This window comes from Nocardioides fonticola, from assembly GCF_039536805.1.
GTDB lineage: Bacteria > Actinomycetota > Actinomycetes > Propionibacteriales > Nocardioidaceae > Nocardioides > Nocardioides fonticola.
In genome coordinates this window covers 1-15,125 of record NZ_BAAAZH010000031.1, presented here as the reverse complement: position 1 = coordinate 15,125, position 15,125 = coordinate 1, and the positions used below count along the sequence as shown (strand labels likewise).

19 protein-coding genes are annotated in these 15,125 nt (G+C 67.4%); 9 read left to right on the top strand and 10 right to left on the bottom strand.

Annotated elements, in window-relative coordinates; all coding sequences use genetic code 11:
* Nucleotides 1-3 precede the first annotated feature (3 nt).
* Nucleotides 4-1,104 (top strand): HAMP domain-containing sensor histidine kinase, encoded by a 1,101-nt coding sequence (locus ABD671_RS19135; RefSeq protein ID WP_344735067.1) that lies wholly within the window; start codon nucleotides 4-6, stop codon nucleotides 1,102-1,104.
* Entirely contained in the window at nucleotides 1,104-1,751 is a 648-nt protein-coding gene (locus tag ABD671_RS19130; protein ID WP_344735066.1) for an adenylate/guanylate cyclase domain-containing protein, read from the top strand. Before ABD671_RS19135 ends, ABD671_RS19130 begins: the two co-directional genes overlap by 1 nt.
* A 9-nt stretch (nucleotides 1,752-1,760) precedes the next feature.
* Here ABD671_RS19130 and ABD671_RS19125 read toward each other — a convergent pair whose 3' ends face one another.
* Nucleotides 1,761-2,357, bottom strand: coding sequence for a DUF2218 domain-containing protein (locus ABD671_RS19125; protein WP_344735065.1), 597 nt, complete (start codon nucleotides 2,355-2,357; stop codon nucleotides 1,761-1,763).
* Between the two features lie 143 nt (nucleotides 2,358-2,500).
* On the opposite strand from ABD671_RS19125, the gene ABD671_RS19120 reads away from it, so the two are divergent.
* Nucleotides 2,501-3,016: a TetR/AcrR family transcriptional regulator gene (locus ABD671_RS19120; protein ID WP_344735064.1), complete on the top strand. Its 516-nt coding sequence runs from the start codon at nucleotides 2,501-2,503 to the stop codon at nucleotides 3,014-3,016.
* Nucleotides 3,017-3,019: 3 nt separating this feature from the next.
* Here ABD671_RS19120 and ABD671_RS19115 read toward each other — a convergent pair whose 3' ends face one another.
* Genes ABD671_RS19115 through ABD671_RS19105 form a run of 3 tightly spaced genes read right to left on the bottom strand, consistent with a single transcriptional unit; the run spans nucleotide 3,020 to nucleotide 4,829 of the window.
* Nucleotides 3,020-3,496, bottom strand: a complete 477-nt coding sequence (locus tag ABD671_RS19115; protein ID WP_344735063.1) for a hypothetical protein — start codon at nucleotides 3,494-3,496, stop codon at nucleotides 3,020-3,022.
* On the bottom strand, nucleotides 3,493-4,266 hold the full coding sequence (locus ABD671_RS19110) for a cytochrome c biogenesis CcdA family protein (RefSeq protein ID WP_344735062.1): 774 nt from the start codon (nucleotides 4,264-4,266) through the stop codon (nucleotides 3,493-3,495). The genes ABD671_RS19115 and ABD671_RS19110 overlap by 4 nt, the downstream gene beginning before the upstream one ends.
* Nucleotides 4,263-4,829 (bottom strand): TlpA family protein disulfide reductase, encoded by a 567-nt coding sequence (locus ABD671_RS19105; protein ID WP_344735061.1) that lies wholly within the window; start codon nucleotides 4,827-4,829, stop codon nucleotides 4,263-4,265. Before ABD671_RS19105 ends, ABD671_RS19110 begins: the two co-directional genes overlap by 4 nt.
* 111 nt (nucleotides 4,830-4,940) lie before the next feature.
* Here ABD671_RS19105 and ABD671_RS19100 point away from each other — a divergent pair, with 111 nt between their 5' ends.
* The 3 genes from ABD671_RS19100 to ABD671_RS19090 are packed head-to-tail and all read left to right on the top strand — an operon-like array spanning nucleotide 4,941 to nucleotide 7,142.
* On the top strand, nucleotides 4,941-5,804 hold the full coding sequence (locus tag ABD671_RS19100) for a WD40/YVTN/BNR-like repeat-containing protein (RefSeq protein ID WP_344735060.1): 864 nt from the start codon (nucleotides 4,941-4,943) through the stop codon (nucleotides 5,802-5,804).
* Nucleotides 5,805-5,851: 47 nt separating this feature from the next.
* Nucleotides 5,852-6,199 carry a BlaI/MecI/CopY family transcriptional regulator gene (locus ABD671_RS19095; RefSeq protein ID WP_344735059.1) on the top strand — a complete coding sequence of 116 codons (348 nt, stop codon included), beginning with the start codon at nucleotides 5,852-5,854 and terminating at the stop codon, nucleotides 6,197-6,199.
* On the top strand, nucleotides 6,192-7,142 hold the full coding sequence (locus tag ABD671_RS19090; RefSeq protein WP_344735058.1) for a M56 family metallopeptidase: 951 nt from the start codon (nucleotides 6,192-6,194) through the stop codon (nucleotides 7,140-7,142). Before ABD671_RS19095 ends, ABD671_RS19090 begins: the two co-directional genes overlap by 8 nt.
* A 92-nt stretch (nucleotides 7,143-7,234) precedes the next feature.
* Here the strand turns inward: ABD671_RS19090 and ccsB are convergent, their stop codons facing one another.
* The 6 genes from ccsB to ABD671_RS19060 form a co-directional block, all read right to left on the bottom strand.
* Complete coding sequence (ccsB, locus tag ABD671_RS19085) at nucleotides 7,235-8,191, bottom strand: c-type cytochrome biogenesis protein CcsB (protein WP_344735057.1); 957 nt, start codon at nucleotides 8,189-8,191, stop codon at nucleotides 7,235-7,237.
* Nucleotides 8,188-9,687: a cytochrome c biogenesis protein ResB gene (resB, locus tag ABD671_RS19080; RefSeq protein ID WP_344735056.1), complete on the bottom strand. Its 1,500-nt coding sequence runs from the start codon at nucleotides 9,685-9,687 to the stop codon at nucleotides 8,188-8,190. Before resB ends, ccsB begins: the two co-directional genes overlap by 4 nt.
* A gap of 109 nt (nucleotides 9,688-9,796) precedes the next feature.
* Complete coding sequence (lgt, locus tag ABD671_RS19075) at nucleotides 9,797-10,633, bottom strand: prolipoprotein diacylglyceryl transferase (protein ID WP_344735055.1); 837 nt, start codon at nucleotides 10,631-10,633, stop codon at nucleotides 9,797-9,799.
* 10 nt (nucleotides 10,634-10,643) lie between these two features.
* Nucleotides 10,644-10,898, bottom strand: a complete 255-nt coding sequence (locus ABD671_RS19070; protein WP_344735054.1) for a hypothetical protein — start codon at nucleotides 10,896-10,898, stop codon at nucleotides 10,644-10,646.
* Nucleotides 10,899-11,050: 152 nt separating this feature from the next.
* Nucleotides 11,051-12,643 (bottom strand): N-acetylmuramoyl-L-alanine amidase, encoded by a 1,593-nt coding sequence (locus tag ABD671_RS19065; protein WP_344735053.1) that lies wholly within the window; start codon nucleotides 12,641-12,643, stop codon nucleotides 11,051-11,053.
* 231 nt (nucleotides 12,644-12,874) lie between these two features.
* Complete coding sequence (locus tag ABD671_RS19060) at nucleotides 12,875-13,681, bottom strand: M23 family metallopeptidase (RefSeq protein ID WP_344735052.1); 807 nt, start codon at nucleotides 13,679-13,681, stop codon at nucleotides 12,875-12,877.
* A gap of 278 nt (nucleotides 13,682-13,959) precedes the next feature.
* Here ABD671_RS19060 and ABD671_RS19055 point away from each other — a divergent pair, with 278 nt between their 5' ends.
* Genes ABD671_RS19055 through ABD671_RS19045 form a run of 3 tightly spaced genes read left to right on the top strand, consistent with a single transcriptional unit; the run spans nucleotide 13,960 to nucleotide 14,788 of the window.
* Nucleotides 13,960-14,352: a DUF2752 domain-containing protein gene (locus ABD671_RS19055; protein ID WP_344735051.1), complete on the top strand. Its 393-nt coding sequence runs from the start codon at nucleotides 13,960-13,962 to the stop codon at nucleotides 14,350-14,352.
* 24 nt (nucleotides 14,353-14,376) lie between these two features.
* Complete coding sequence (locus tag ABD671_RS19050) at nucleotides 14,377-14,580, top strand: heavy-metal-associated domain-containing protein (protein WP_344735050.1); 204 nt, start codon at nucleotides 14,377-14,379, stop codon at nucleotides 14,578-14,580.
* A gap of 10 nt (nucleotides 14,581-14,590) precedes the next feature.
* Nucleotides 14,591-14,788: a hypothetical protein gene (locus ABD671_RS19045; protein ID WP_344735048.1), complete on the top strand. Its 198-nt coding sequence runs from the start codon at nucleotides 14,591-14,593 to the stop codon at nucleotides 14,786-14,788.
* The last annotated feature ends 337 nt before the right edge of the window (nucleotides 14,789-15,125 follow it).

The window sequence follows — 15,125 nt, the reverse complement described above, 5'->3', positions numbered from 1 at the left end:
GCCTTGAGCATCGGCACCCGGCTGCTCCTGGCCCAGACCTTGGTGCTCGTGGCTGCCATCGCTACCGCTGCCCTGATCGCCGCACTCGTCGGACCGCCGCTGTTCCACGAACACATGCTCAAGGCCGACCACACCCCCGACCCATCCGAACGCATGCACGTCGAAGAGGCCTACCGCACCGCCAGCGCCATCTCATTGGGTCTGGCCGTCCTCACAGCATTGGCGCTCGCCCTCCTCGTCAGCTGGTACCTCACCCGCCGATTCCAAAAACCCCTCACCGACTTGACCCGCGCCGCCAAAGAAGTCTCCAGCGGCACCTACGGCACCCGTGTCGCCGCCGAGGGAGCCGGACCCGAACTCGACACCCTCGCCACCGCGTTCAACACCATGGCCGCCAAGCTCGCCCACACCGAGGACACGCGCCGCCGCCTTCTGTCCGATCTCGCTCACGAGCTGCGCACCCCGGTCGCCACGCTCAACGCCCACCTCGAAGGACTCGAGGACGGCGTGCGGGAATGGGACGACGCAACCCGAACCGTCTTGGTCGACCAGGTCGCCCGGCTCGCACGCCTGGCCCAGGACATCGACGCCGTCTCCCGCGCCGAAGAAGGACGCCTCAACGTCGAACCCTCAACGACCACGGTGGCCGACGTCATCGAGGCCGTGCTCCGCGCCCACCGCTACGCCTTCGAAGCCAAGGGAGTCGAACTGGAAGTGACGCCCGGGCCGCCAACAGTCCTCACGGTGGACGAGGCACGGATCGCACAGGTGCTGACCAACGTGCTCGGGAACGCCCTCCGCCACACCCCGGCGGCCGGAAGAGTCACCCTGGCCTGGCAAACCGACGGCGCGGAGGTTGCGATAACCGTGACCGACAGCGGCGACGGGATCAGCTCCGAGCAACTGCCTCATGTCTTCGAACGCTTCTACCGAGGCGACACGGCCCGTGACCGCGAGCAGCAGGGTTCGGGCATCGGCCTCACCATCAGCAGGGCCATCGCCGAAGCCCACGGCGGCACTCTTGAGGCCACCAGTGGCGGGCCGGGAACTGGGTCCTCGTTCGTGCTCACCCTCCCGCTCGCAGCACCGAAAGGCCACCGCTGATGACCGCGTGGACGTTCGCGATGGTCGACCTGGCCGGATACACGGCGCTGACCGAGACGCACGGCGACGAACTGGCCGCCGACCTAGCCGTCCAGTTCGCCACCCTCGCGCGTACCCACCTTGCCGATGGGGATCGGTTGATCAAACCCATCGGCGACGCCGTGCTGTTGGCCTCCACGCATCCGCGTGCGGCCATCACGCTGGTCGACCGGCTTCTGACAGCCACAGCCGAACTCGACGGCTTCCCATTGGCCAGGGCCGGACTCCACCACGGCCCCGCCGTCCAGCGCGAAGGCGACATGTTCGGCGCGGCGGTCAATCTGGCCGCCCGCGTTGCCGGCCAGGCCGCCGGCGGTCAGACACTCGTAACCCGAGAAGTTGCAGACGCGGCCCGCGAGCTCGGCCACGCAGTGACCAGAATCGGCTTGGTGGCACTGCGCAACGTCTCAGAACACCAGGAACTGTTCGAGATCGGGATCGGCCCGCAAGCTCGAGCAGGTAGCGTCGACCCCGTCTGCCGGATGTGGGTCGACCAGGCCGCTGCCGCAGGACATCTGCGCTACCACGACGACGAATTCTGGTTCTGCTCGCTCGAATGCGCGCGGCTCTTCGCCTCCGATCCGGAGGTTCACGCGCGCCGACGCTGACCAGCAGGACTACCGGCGCTTCCGACCAGCGGGCAGATGCCCGCCGATGCGATGCCCAAGGAAGCGGCCAGTGAAGTGTCGTACGACAACGAGCTTCGCGACCACGACGATCCCGAGGGCGAGCAGTGCCCACCAGGCCCAGTGAGCGCGCAGTAGGGCGGCGCCCAACCCGAGGTGAACCACGATGACCATGGCGAGGATCACCGCGATCGCGGTTCCTCCGATGATCGACCCGTGCCGCGCCGGCGGAGAGTCGACTTCGGACGCCGGGTCGCCCTCGACTGCGGACCAGGTCGCCGTCAGTCCATCACGGCGTCCGATTCGTGTGACGCGGCTACCGACCCCTGCCTGGATCCGCTCCAGGTCAGCAGCCGTTGCCGCTTCCGCGACCAGGACGAGGGCGTCTGGCTCAGCCCTCACGGTGCACCGCCCCCAGGCAAGGTCCAGGACCACCGCCCCCTCGACGGTCGACGTTTCCCGGATCGGCGGCATACCCGCACCGCCCTCCTCACGGGCCTTGCGGAGCATGCCGGCGCCATGACGGGCCAACTGGTCGCGATAACGCTCACCACGAACCGTGTCGATCCTGGCGGTCGACCGAAGCATCGTTCCTCCTCCTATGACATCCGAACCCGGGCGATGAAACACTACGAACTCAACGATACAGAGTGTCGCATCACCTGACTATCTGTAGAGTAGGTGGCATGTCGAAGTCTTGGGGTGAGTCGGTCGCCACCCATCGCCACGCCGTGCGTGACGCCATCAAGAACGCGACGTGGTCCCTGGTTCACGAGCACGGTGCCACCGGCGTGTCCATGTCGCGGATCGCCGATCGGGTCGAGATCTCCAGGGCGACCCTGTACCGCTACTTCTCCGACGTCGACTCGATCCTGGTCGAGTGGCACGCCGACAAGATCCACTCCCATGTCACGCAACTACGCCAGGCCGCGGACGGCATCGGTGACCCCGTCGAGCGATTGACGGCCGTGTTGACCTGCTACGCCACGATCGCCGGAGGCGAACCGCGTGGGGGCGAGCTCGCGACCCTCCTGCATCAGGGTGCCCACCTGGCGCAGGCCGAACAGCAGGTGCTGGATCTTTTCACCGAACTGCTCGCCAGCGCTGCCCAGGCCGGAGCCGTCCGTAGCGATGTTCCCCCCGCCGAGCTGGCGAGGTACTGCCTCTACGCGCTGGCGGCCGCCGACGACCCCGCACGTCCCCGATCCGGTCTCGTCCGGGTCGTGCTCGCCGGCTTGCGGCCCTGATCCTTAGCTCGGGTCCCGGAACCGCTCAGGCAGCAAGGCCTCCACACCCGGTACCAGCGATGGGTCGCAACTCTGCAGTTCGTAGCGCAGCACGACCAGCAGGGACAGGGTGGTTCCTGGCTCGCCGTCGATGGTGAAGCCGCCGTTGGGGAAATCGCGGGCGAATCGCTCCATCCTCTCGACCGGGCCGCGAACCGAGTCGGGGTCTCGCGTCGAGATCGGCACCTTGCAGCCGCGGCCCATCGCGTGCAACGCACGATGAGCCTCCTCGACGCGATCCTTGGGCGGGAACTGAGTTGGTGTCGGCAGAGTCGACTTGGCCGTGCCTGCAATCACCACCGGGCTGGTCGGTGCCGGCGCCGGAGCATGGCCGGAGAAGGCATTCGACAGCCCGAAGCCGAGGACCGCGAACAGCGCCAACGCCAGCAGGACGGCGCTCAGAGGATGCCGGATCAACCACACCACGACGCGGCCGGTCATAGCGGTGGCTGCCAAGTGCCGATAAGGGTGCGCAGACTGGCCAGCCAGGCTCCCCACACGCCGGTGACCTCCAGGAGCCCAAGCACGACCAGGAACCCGCCCCCGATCCGCATGACCGCCAGCGCGTGTCGCCGAGCGAACGCGAAAACCCGGAAGGCGCGACTGATCCCCAGCGCTGCGAGCAAGAATGGAATGCCAAGGCCGACGCTATAGGCGAACGACAGCGCGGCACCACGACTCGCGGTCCCGGTCGTCGTGGCCAGCGAGAGGACGGCAGCCAGCGTCGGGCCGATGCACGGTGTCCAGCCGACGCCGAACATGACGCCCAGAAGTGGGGCGCCCGCGAGGCCGACCCGCGGCTGGTAGGTCAGTTTGAACGTCCGCGAGAGCCACGGAACGGTGCCCACCAGCCCGGAGAAGCTCAAACCCAGCACGATCGTCAGCGCACCCAGGATGCGGAGGATCACGTCCTGGTGCCGAACCAGCGTGCTGCCCAATGCACCGAAGAACAGGCCGTAACTGGTGAAGACGGCGGCGAACCCGAGGACGAAGAGTCCGGTGCCAACCACGGCCGTGGATCGGCGAGTCGGGACAGCCTGTGCGGTCGCGTCGGCGCCTGCCGCGCCGCTCACATAGGCGAGGTAGCCGGGTACCAGCGGCAAGCAGCATGGGCTGAGGAACGAGACCAAGCCGGCCAGCATCGCGATCGGCAGCGCGGCCAGCAGCGGCCCGTAGGCCACCGTCGTGCCCACCGAAAGGGCGTGGATCACGACACCTTCTCCGCGTCCTCGATGAGTCCGCGCAACGTGCTGTCGTCGACCTGGCCGACGACGCGGGCTCGGATGATGCCGTTGCGGTCGACCACGAGGGTCGAGGGGACCGCGCTGACGGGGATGATGCCAGTGAACTGCGCCAGAACGAGGCCGTTCTGGTCATCGAAGCTGGGATAGGTGATGCCGAAGTTGCTCGCAAAGGCGCGGGCCGCCGCGGGGTTGTCGCGTACGTCGATACCAGCGAACCGCACCCCGCGCGCCGCGGTCTCGGCCGAGATCGCCGCCAAGTCCGGAGCCTCCGCCCGACAGGGTGCACACCAAGAGCCCCACACATTGAGGACCAGCACGTGCCCACGAAGGTCGGCGAGGTCGAGCGACTTCCCCTCCACCGTCTTTCCGCTGATCCTCGGCAGCGCGATGCCAGCATCCCCCTGGTACAAGGTCAGCCCGACTCCCGCGCTGGTGCCATCGTTGCCAGCGGTCGCCTTCAGGTGCCGGACCTGCCACCAGCCGACGCCGACCACCGACACGATGATCAGCAGCACGATCCCGGTGCGCACCTTCCGGAGTGTCTCGTTCAACCATCCGCCCATCTACTATCGTCGGTAGTTGATAGTAGATGGGTAGACCCCGCCATCATCGAATCGGGGTCAGCGAAGGACCACCACGCAATGAGCACCTCGGCCGACAATCGACTCTTCGGCCTTTCCCCGCGAGCGCGGCGGTTCGTCATCCCCGCCTTCGTCGTACTGCTGGCCGTCATCATCATCGGGACCTACGCCAACCGCCGGTCGGAGTCCGCGAGCGGGACGGGTCCGGTCGTGGGAGGCGACCTTCACGCCGTGGAACAGCTGGGAGACCGAGTGTTCGTTGGCGGACACGGCGGCGCCGGCTACCGGCTCAGCGCCGGAGGGTGGACACAGATCGCCTCCCTGGGCAACAAGGACGTCATGGGCTGGGCGCAAAGTGGATCGACGTTGCTCGCCGGAGGCCACGCCGGGCTCTACGCCTCGACCGACGGCGGCTCGACGTTCTCCGCCGTGCCCAACCTCCCCGTCTCAGACGTCCACGCTCTCGGCGCACGCGGCGCCACGGTCTATCTGGCATCACCCGAGGCCGGAACCATCGTGTCCACCGACGGCGCGAAGACCTTCACCAAACGAGGAGCCGCGGGCCAGGACTTCATGGGATCAATCTGGATCGACCCTGCCAACCCCGACGTCGCGATCGCGCCCTCGATGCAGCAAGGCGCCGTCAAGACCGTCGACGGCGGTCGAACCTGGAGCCCGCTGGGCAGCGCGATGGGGTCGATGGCAGTCGCGGTAGATCCAAGCGGGACGAATCTGGTCGCGATCGGAATGGACGGAGCTCAGCAGAGCAGCGACGGGGGAGCGACCTGGACCGCGCTCTCGGTTCCCGAAGGAACCTCTGCTGCCTCCTACACTTCAGACGGAGATCTCCTCGTCGCGGCCCTGGCCGGGGACCGGGCCGACGTTTACCGACAGACCGCAGGCGGATGGGATCCTCTGATGTGAGCGCCGCGGACCAGCGCCAGCGAACGATGAGAAGGAGGTCGACCGGCATGCGCCAGTTCGGGGACCTGGAAGCCGTCGTGATGGATCACCTCTGGTCCACCGGTGAACCCTTGACCGTCCGAGACGTCCTCGAGCGGATCGATCGCGACCCGCCCCTGGCTTATACGACCGTGCTGACGGTGATGGACAACTTGCACCGCAAGGGATTCCTCACCCGCAAGAAGACCGGTCGCGCCTTCGCTTATCAGCCGACCAAGGACCGCTCGGCCCACACGGCTGAACTGATGCATGAGCTTCTCAGCGGCAGCGGGGACTCCTCGGTCACCCTGCTGAGGTTCCTCGACCAGATGTCGCCGGCCGAGGTCAAGCGACTCAAGCGAGCGCTCGGTGATTAGCGCCATCCTGCTGGTGACCTATGCGCTCACCGCAGGAACACTCGCCGCTGGCTGGCTTCGCGACGCGCGCTGGACCGGGCGCGCTCCGCGCCTTGCCATCGCGGCGTGGCAGGCCCTGGCCACATCGGTTCTGCTCTCCTTGGCGGCAGGAGGGCTCGCCTTGGCGATCTCCTTCCCGCACGTCAGCGCCGATCTGGCCGGATTGTTCAACCTCTGCGCCGAGAACCTGCGCCACGGATATGCCTCGCCCGGAGGCACGCTGACCGCCCTGGGTGGGCTGACGCTGTTCCTTGCCTTGCTCGCGCGCTCCGTCTGGTGCGCCGTGCGGACGATCACCGCCGACCGTCGAGAGCGGACCGCGCGGGTCGCCGCACTCGACCTCGTCGGCCGCTCTGACGTGCTGCCAGGGGCCCTTGTCGTCGACCACGACGCACCGTACGCGTTCTGCATCGGAGGCCGGCGTCACCGGATCGTGGTGACCAGCGGCCTCTTGGCCACGCTCGACCAGGCTGAGCTCGACGCTGTCATCGCGCACGAGCACGCCCACCTGCGCCAGCGTCACCACCTGGCCATCGCAGCTTGTCGAATGCTGTTCTCGACCCTTGCGCCCTTCTTCCCCGTCTTCAGGCGAGCTATGCCGCAGGTGCGCCTCTACGCCGAGCTCAGTGCTGACGACAGTGCCCGCCACCACGTCGACGCCGGGGCCTTGCGCAATGCCCTCCTGCGGCTCGCATGCCTTCCGGCGCCCTCTGCCACCCTCGCGGCGAGCGCGCTCGACGTCGAGACTCGGCTGCTGCGCCTGGAGACTCCCAGCCGACGCCTGGGCCGCGGATCACTCGCCTTCGGCACTCTCGGAATCGGAGCTGCCATCGTGGTGCCGCTCCTGCTTGCGGCAGGACCCGCGCTGGCGATGGCTTGGGAAGGTATCTGCCTGCTGGGTTGAACCCGGTCATGGTCTGGCGTCCCCAGTCGTCCGGTGCGATGTCCTCGATCGATGGCGTGACGATCCAGTGCGGCCAGGCGCGTCGGCAGTTCCTACTTTCCGGCGTAGGAATGCAGGCCGCTGAGGAAGAAGTTGACGCCGATGAAGTTGAACCAGAGCGCCGCGAAGCCTGCCAGTGCGAGGTAGGCGGCCTTGCGGCCGCGCCACCCAGCTGTCGCCCTGGCGTGGAGGTAGGCGGCGTATGCGACCCAGGTGATGAACGCCCACACCTCCTTCGGGTCCCAGCCCCAGTAGCGACCCCACGCGTACTTCGCCCAGATCGGCCCCGCGATGAGCGCGGCAAACGTCCACACCGGGAACGCGAAGGCGTGGATCTGGTAGGCGAGGGCGTCGATGGTGTCCGCATCGGGCAGCCGTGACCCGAGGCCCTTGGTCCGTCCGGTTGCCTCTGCACGGCTTCGGATCAGATACATCAGGGTGACCAGTGCCCCGACGGTGAAAGCGCCGGTCGCGATCATCGCCGCGGTGACGTGGATGTAGAGCCAGTAGGACTGCAAGGCCGGCACGAGAGGACCGGCCGGGACATCGAGCAAAAGGACGGCCACCATCAGCAGCACGACCGTGAACCCTGTCATCGCCAGTCCCAGCCACCTGACCGGCTGGAATCGCAGCCATACGAGGTAGGTGCCGACGGCCACGACCGTGCCGGTGATCGTGAATTCGTACATGTTGCCCCACGGCACGCGGCCGGCGGCCAACCCGCGCGAGACGACGCCAGCGACGTGGAGCAGGAACGCGACCACGGTCAGCGAGACGCCGAGGTTTCCAGCCAGGTCCCTCCGGTAGGACTGAGGCACCGGCTCGGCGGCGATCGCCGTGGGGGAGTGGGCGCCGGCGGCGGAGACGAGCTCACGGTCGCGGGCCGGCTCAACAGCAGGGACCCGGGTAAGGGCCCATTCGGTGATGTGGGCGGTCATCGCGAGGCAGTAGACGATGGCTGCCGACATGATCGCGGTGTTGCTGAAGTGGGAGTACTGGACGGCGTTCATTCGGATGCCTTTGCGACGTCGGAGGTGAGCTCGGAGGTGATGTCTTTAAGAGCCGTGGTCAGTGCGATACCTCGGCCGGGGCCGTCGCGCTGATCCAGGCCGGCAATCTCGAGCTCGGTGTGGTCGGCATTGGTGCGTGCTCGGATCCAGATCCGGCGGGGTCGCACGTACAGCGAACCGATCAGGCCCAGAAGCGCGAGAACGACGGCTGCAAGCGCAAGTGGAGACGCTGGTGAGGAAGCGATCTGCAGGCGCGCGTAGCGGCGCAGTCCGTCGAAGCGGATGGATCCGACGCCGCCGGGCAACGTTCGTGTCTGGCCGAGCGCGAGGGTGAGCGTGAGCGGCTTGCCCGCGCGGGTGCGAACCTGGGTGAGGTGGGTCTTGGTCAGGGTGTACACCGACTGCGGGACGCCGGAGCCCAGGCCAAGGTCGCCGGTGAAGGCCGTCAGCGACAGCGTGGGGGCAAGAGCGTTGGGGAACGCCGAGTAGGGGCCGACTCCGGGCGCGGTGGCGTAGGTGGGGAGGAACTGGCCCTCGAACCCCAGCTGCGTCGGTGAGGCGTCGGGTGCCTTGATCACGCCCCAGGAGGCATAGGTCGAGCTGGTCGGCAAGAAGACGGTCGGCCCTGAGTAGACGACCTTTCCGTGGCCGTCGCGCACGGTGATCTCCGGTGCGTAGCCGTTGCCGATCAGGAAGATGTCGGTGCCGTCGATGCTGAGCGGATGATTGACTTCGAGTGCAGCTCTCGTCGACGCGCTGCTGCCAGAGGTCGCGTAGGTGACGTCGGCGCGGAACGAGGTCGGTTGGCCGAGCTGAGGTCCGGACGTCAGGTAGTCGACCTTGAAATCGTCGAGCTTGAGGTTGAACCCGGCGAGCCTGCTCGCGCTGAAGAGACTGCCGGGCGCGTAGTCGTCGTACGCCTCACGCGTGTTGGTGAACGTCTGGCCGGTGACGATGTTGACCGAACCCTTGTAGCCGAACATGTCGCCAGCCGCGAAGGCGACCAAGACGGCCAGCAAGCTGACGTGGAACATCAGGTTGCCGGCCTCGCGGAGGTATCCGCGTTGCGCGGTGACGGCGAATCCGCCGTCGGCTTCCTCGAGCACATCGACCCGGTAGCGGGCCCGCCGCAACAGCTGTGCGGCATGGTCAGCAATTGCCTTGGCGGGGAGCTGCGTCGTGGTCGAGATCGAGGCCGGCAGTCGCAGCAGATTCCGGGGTGCCCTCGGGGGCCGCGCGCCGAATGCACGCCAGTAGACGCGGATCCGTGGCAGGATGCACCCGATCAGGGACACCATCAGCAACAGGTAGATCGCCGAGAACCAGGCCGATCCGTAGACCCCGAAGAGCTCCAGCTTCGTGTAGATCCGGGTCAGGTCCGGGTGAGCGGCCTGCCAGTTGGCGACAGCATTGGGGTCCACCCGGGTTTGGGGGATGAGAGAGCCAGGGATCGAGGCGAGCCCCAGCAGCATCAACAGAATCAGGGCGGTGCGCATCGAGGTGAGCTGACGCCACGCCCAGCGGCCGAGCTCCCGCGGCGACAACGCTGAAGGAACAGCGGCCGGCTCAGCGGGCTGAGTGCTGAGCGGAGGTGACTGATCGAGGTCAGTCACTGATCGCACCGGCGCCTTGCGTAGGCCTCACCGTGGACGTCTTGGGCCTGGTCACCACGAGGAACGTGACCGCAGCGGCGAAGATCAGCAGGCTGGTCCAGTCGTTGAGGCGCAGACCGAAGATGTGGTTGACCTTGTCGATGCGCAGGTATTCGATCCAGCCGCGGCCGACGGTGTACGCGGCGACGTACACGGCGAAGAGCCGGAACCCGCCAACCCTGAACCGGGTGCCCACCCACCACACGAGGGCAGCAACCCCGAGATCCCACAGCGATTCGTAGAGGAAGGTGGGTTGGAACGTCGTCACCGTCTCATATCCGACCGGACGGTGAGACGGCGAGATCTGCAGTCCCCAGGGCAGGCTCGTGGGCCGGCCGAAGAGCTCCTGGTTGAACCAGTTTCCCCACCGGCCGATGGCCTGCCCGATCGGGAGCGTCGGAGCAACAGCCTCAGCGACGAGCGCGAAGGAGACCCCGGCTCGGTGCGCACCGATCCACGCACCGACTGCGCCGAGTGCCACCGCCCCCCAGATCCCCAGGCCGCCGTTCCAGACCGCGAACGCGTTCCACGGATTCCGACCCGCCCCGAAGTAGAGCTCCGGGTCGGTAAGCACGTGATAGAGCCGGCCACCGAGAATCCCGAAGGGCACCGCCCACAGGGCGATGTCACTGATCGCTCCCGGCGGGCCACCGCGACGCACGAGGCGCCGCTCGGCCAGCCAGGCAGCCACCACGATGCCGGTGATGATGCACAGTGCGTACGCGCGCACAGGGAAAACCCCGAGATGCCACACGCCTTGGGCAGGGCTCGGTATCGCGAGAACGCTCACGCAACTAACCTCAGATCCGCGGGTTCGGGTCCATGGCGATGCCGCCAACGACCGCGATGCCGATGGCCATGGGGTAGCCGAGCAGGATGTCCTGCCCACCCATCGAGATGGGGATGGGCCGGAAGCCAGCGTGCGCGAGCAGGTGCTGCACGGCGACGATCCCCGCCAAAGCAAACAGCGTCCACGAGATGACGCGACGCTTGGTCCAATTGGACAACTGCTTGTCGACGGCGCTCTTCTTGGCGCGTCGCCTGATGCTGCTCACGGCAGACCGACCTCCTCTGGGTATCTACTATCAACCATAGTAGTTTCTTGGTGGGAGGAAGTCTCACCTGAGGCGGACGCCGCGCTGGTCCACGACAATGGCGAGGGTCGGACCTGGCGACAGTCACCTTGGAAGCCGACCAGCCAGCAATCTCACGACTTCGGAATCTGGACCGTCGTGCTCGCTGAAGCGGTCTCGTACCCGTTGTCGCTGGTGTAGACGACCGCCACGGACTTCATGCCAGGGCGAAGCCGTGGCGAGCGGACGCCCGCTACGCCGTCGACCAGGGACTTGGTCGCGTGGCGCCCGGCGATCCGGATGCGCACTGATCCCGACGGCACGCGCTGCACGCCTGCCGGTGCGATGAGCACCACCTTCACTCCGACGCGACGTCCGCGGACTCTCGTGGTCAAGGTAATCGTCGGCCTGGCAGTGACCCGACCTCCGACCGGTGCGACCTGGGTGACGGGAAGTCGTCCCGGCGCCGACGCGGTGATCGAAACAGACAGGGTCCTGCCGAAGTCGGCTGGAGCACACGTGTACGTCGGGCTGGTCGCACCGGGGATCGCCGTACCATCACGCATCCATGCGTAGGTGAAGGTTGCGTCCGTAGCGTCAACGCGTCCGGGGGTCACCGTGAGGACCCCGCCGAGCTCAGCGGTTCCGGACACCCCCGCCGGGTCGATCACCGCGAGCAGTGTCTTGGCTGCCTCGTCCATGAGCGCCCGGGTGCGCTGCCGAATCTGGGGGAGTAGGGCGTAGAGGTGGCTGCCCGGGCACGCGGTGTCGTTGGTGTCGCGATGCCCGTCGATCACGGGCAAGACCACGGATCGGCCGGCTGCGAACTTGTCGCTGCCCTCAGAGACGACTCGCGCCTGCGCCAGCGGATCTCCGGACCATCGGCTGAGTTTCCAGGCCGCGATCGCCGCGACCGCGTTCGGAATCCGCGGATCAGGGATGCCGACCTCGAAGTTACCGATGACCGCGACGCCTGCCGACGTGGCGTTGAAGCCCAAGGTGTGTGCGCCGCGAACCCGGCGGGCGACGCCTCCAGCCCGTCCTTCCCAGACCCGGCCGAAGCGGTCGACGACGAAGTTGTAGGCCAGGTCCGACCAGCCGAGGTTGCGGGTGTGATAGCGGTACATGCCGCGAATGATCGCCGGAACGTCGGCGGCCGTGTAGTCGTTCACGCTCGCGGTGTGGTGGACGTGTACCTGCTGGAAGGCGCTGTTGTAGCGCGGTGCGCTGTCGCGCCAGGACTCATCGGCGCCCCAGGTGGCGCGGGAGAGGATCGAAGGCCTCAGTCGCTCGGTCGCGTTGGTGGTCCCCTCGAGGACGGTGGAGGGGATCGAGGCGCCTGCGGGGCCGACGCTTGGGACGTTCGCGTCGCTCGGCAAGGGCTTGGGGTAGAGCAGGACCAGCCTCATCTGTGGTGCCAGTACTCCGCGGATGTCGAACTGGACGCCGTCCGAGACGCCGACCCACACAAGCTCGGTTCCGGTGTGGTCGCTCGCGGTGGTACTGCCCGCTGCTGCTGCCTCATGCGCGGGAGGCAATGGCCACCAACTGCTCCAGGTTCCCGCACGCCGGGTCCTGACCCGAACGCTCGGTGCCTGCGAGCTATTCGTCGCCCACACGAACCCGATCATCGTGAACGTGCTCGCATCCAAAGGGTTGGAGCGCCAGTGCGACAGGCCCACCGACTGCACGCCCGCGGTCGCCACCGGGACCTCAAGTGTGTCCATCCCCGGTTGGATATGGGAGGACAACGCCAATCCGCCGCGCCCCGTACCGGAAGCGCCCTGACCCAGTGTGAGCCGCACACCGGCGGCACCGGCGGTCCCGAACGCGGCTAGCGCAACCGCACCCTTGATGACCGGTCGGCGACCAGCACGGGGGAGGGCACCATCAGAACCACCTGCATCACGAGTCACACAATCAACTATCCCAGATAGTTGTTTGATCTCTGGGAGCCGCTACGGGGTGACGTCGTGTTGCGGAAACGCGACCTGCGGGTCGACCGGATCGCCCCCGTGTGGCCGCACCTCCACGTGAACGTGCGGGCCAGTGCTGTTGCCCGTGCTCCCAACCTCGCCGATGACCTCGTCGCGATCCACGCGATCGCCCACCTGGGCCAGGATCCTCGACTGGTGCGCGTACCAGATCTCAGTCCCGTCGGTCAGCGTCTCGACGGTGCGGTAGCCGTAGGAGCCGGCCCAACCGGCCTCGGTGATCGTGCCTGCGGCAACGGCGTGGATGTCTGTTCCGTAGGTCGTCGCGAAGTCGAGGCCGGTATGGGTCGAGCTCCACAAGGAACTCGCCTCGCCGAAGGTTCCCGTCAGGTGATAGTCCCGCACCGGGAGAACCCAGCGTCGTGCGTCGAGTTGGCGCGCATACGCGCGCGCTTCGGCCTGCTGTTTGCGGAGCGCTCGCTGTCGGGCCCGCTGTGCCTGGACGGCCGCATCGCCTGAGGCGGCAGCCTCACGATTCGTCGACCGGCTCACCGACAGCTCCCGCTGCCCTATCGCGCCGGCCCCGGGCGTGATCGCAGCGACCGGTGAGCTGACGTCGGCCCCGACCGCGCGCGGCTGAGCATCATCCGGCGCCGCCAATGCAGCGCCTCCGCCGATTGCCCCAGCCACAACCAATGCGCCGAAGACTTTTGGGCCGGCGGCGGGCAGAGACTGCAGCAGTCCGGCGGATGGGGCGGCCCGATGACGGCCACGGGCGGGCTTGTCAGTGGCTTTTCGGCGCTTGCCCGCGCCTGGGTAGTGCGTCGGCAAGCTCTCGTCGTGACCTGCTTGGCGATGCCGTCCCACGCACGTCCCTTCCGCCTCCCTGCAACATGGCCCTGCCCGGGCAAGAGGGGATGGTGGGTGCCCAAAACGGGGAAGCCGGGCACCCACCAAGGTGGGAACAACGCCCTGCTCTACTATTGACCATAGTAGATTCGGGGATCGGCAACGAATCGGCGTGTCGATGAGCAAGGAGCGAACCAGTGGCGGCTACGGCGTCCTCCTCGCCCCCGCGGGTGGATCTGGCGTGGTCCCGACACGACGAGATGCGCCTGGTCACCTGGGTCGGTATTGCCGGTCTTGTGCTCGCGGCCATGATGGCGCGCTTCGGCCTTCCACCAGTCGACCTCCACGGCCCACTACACCGGGTGGGAATCATGGACCCGCTCTGCGGCGGGACGCGAGCCGCCCGCCTCACCGCCCAAGGCAAGCTCGCCGCCGCCTGGACCTACAACCCACTCGGGATCCTCGCGACCTTCGCGGCAGCGGCGGCCGCGCTGCGCCTGACTGTTGGCCTGATAGCCAGGCGATGGCTGAACCTCCAGATCCACTGGAACCCGCGCATGCGGTGGGCAGCCCTCGCCCTGGTCGTCTTCGCGTTGACCCTGCTCGAAATCCGACAGCAAGGCCGAGCCGACCTGCTGACCAAGCCTTACTGAACACATCGAAGGAAACGATCGACCATGACCACCAGCACCTACACCGTCACTGGCATGACCTGCGGTCACTGCGTCGCCTCGGTCACCGAGGAGCTCAAGGGAATCCCCGGCGTCGAGGACGTAGCCATCGAGCTCAGCACCGGCAAGGTCGAGGTCACCAGCGCTGTTCCCCTCGACCCGGCCGCTGTCCGAGGGGCCGTCGAAGAAGCCGGCTACGCCCTCGCCTGAGGTGTCGCACGTGGCCGTCGTCGGCTTGGTTGCCTTTCTTTCTGTTCTGACCTTGCTCGCCTACGGCGGGCTGACGGGCCGCATCCGGGCGTCATCAGGGTGTTGCGCCCCGGCTGACCCGCGCAAGGACCTGCGCATGCGGGCCGCGTTCGACGACGAAGCGGAGAAGAAGCCGCGCTCGGGACGCGACGAACGGCCAAACCGATAGCCATCGAGAAGGCCCATTCCCGCAGGCTATGAGCGTGGCGCCGCCCGTGCGCTCTCTCCGGCGCCTATTGACGGCCCGGCCGACGTCCGCGGTCTAGGTGCACCGAAGCCGTCGGTCCGCGAGGAGTTGACGGATCGTGTCCGATCCGGGCGGGATGCTGTTGCTTGTCCCGACATCAGCGCCTGCAATCAGGTTCGGCGCGTCATAGAGGGAGGTACCGGCCATGTCAGAACTCAAGATGGGGCCAATCCAGATCCCCGACGACTGGGACGACGGGACTGCCCCGAGTTTGGTTGACGCCTGACCTGTGAGGATCGCTCCTCGCTGGAAGGATGTC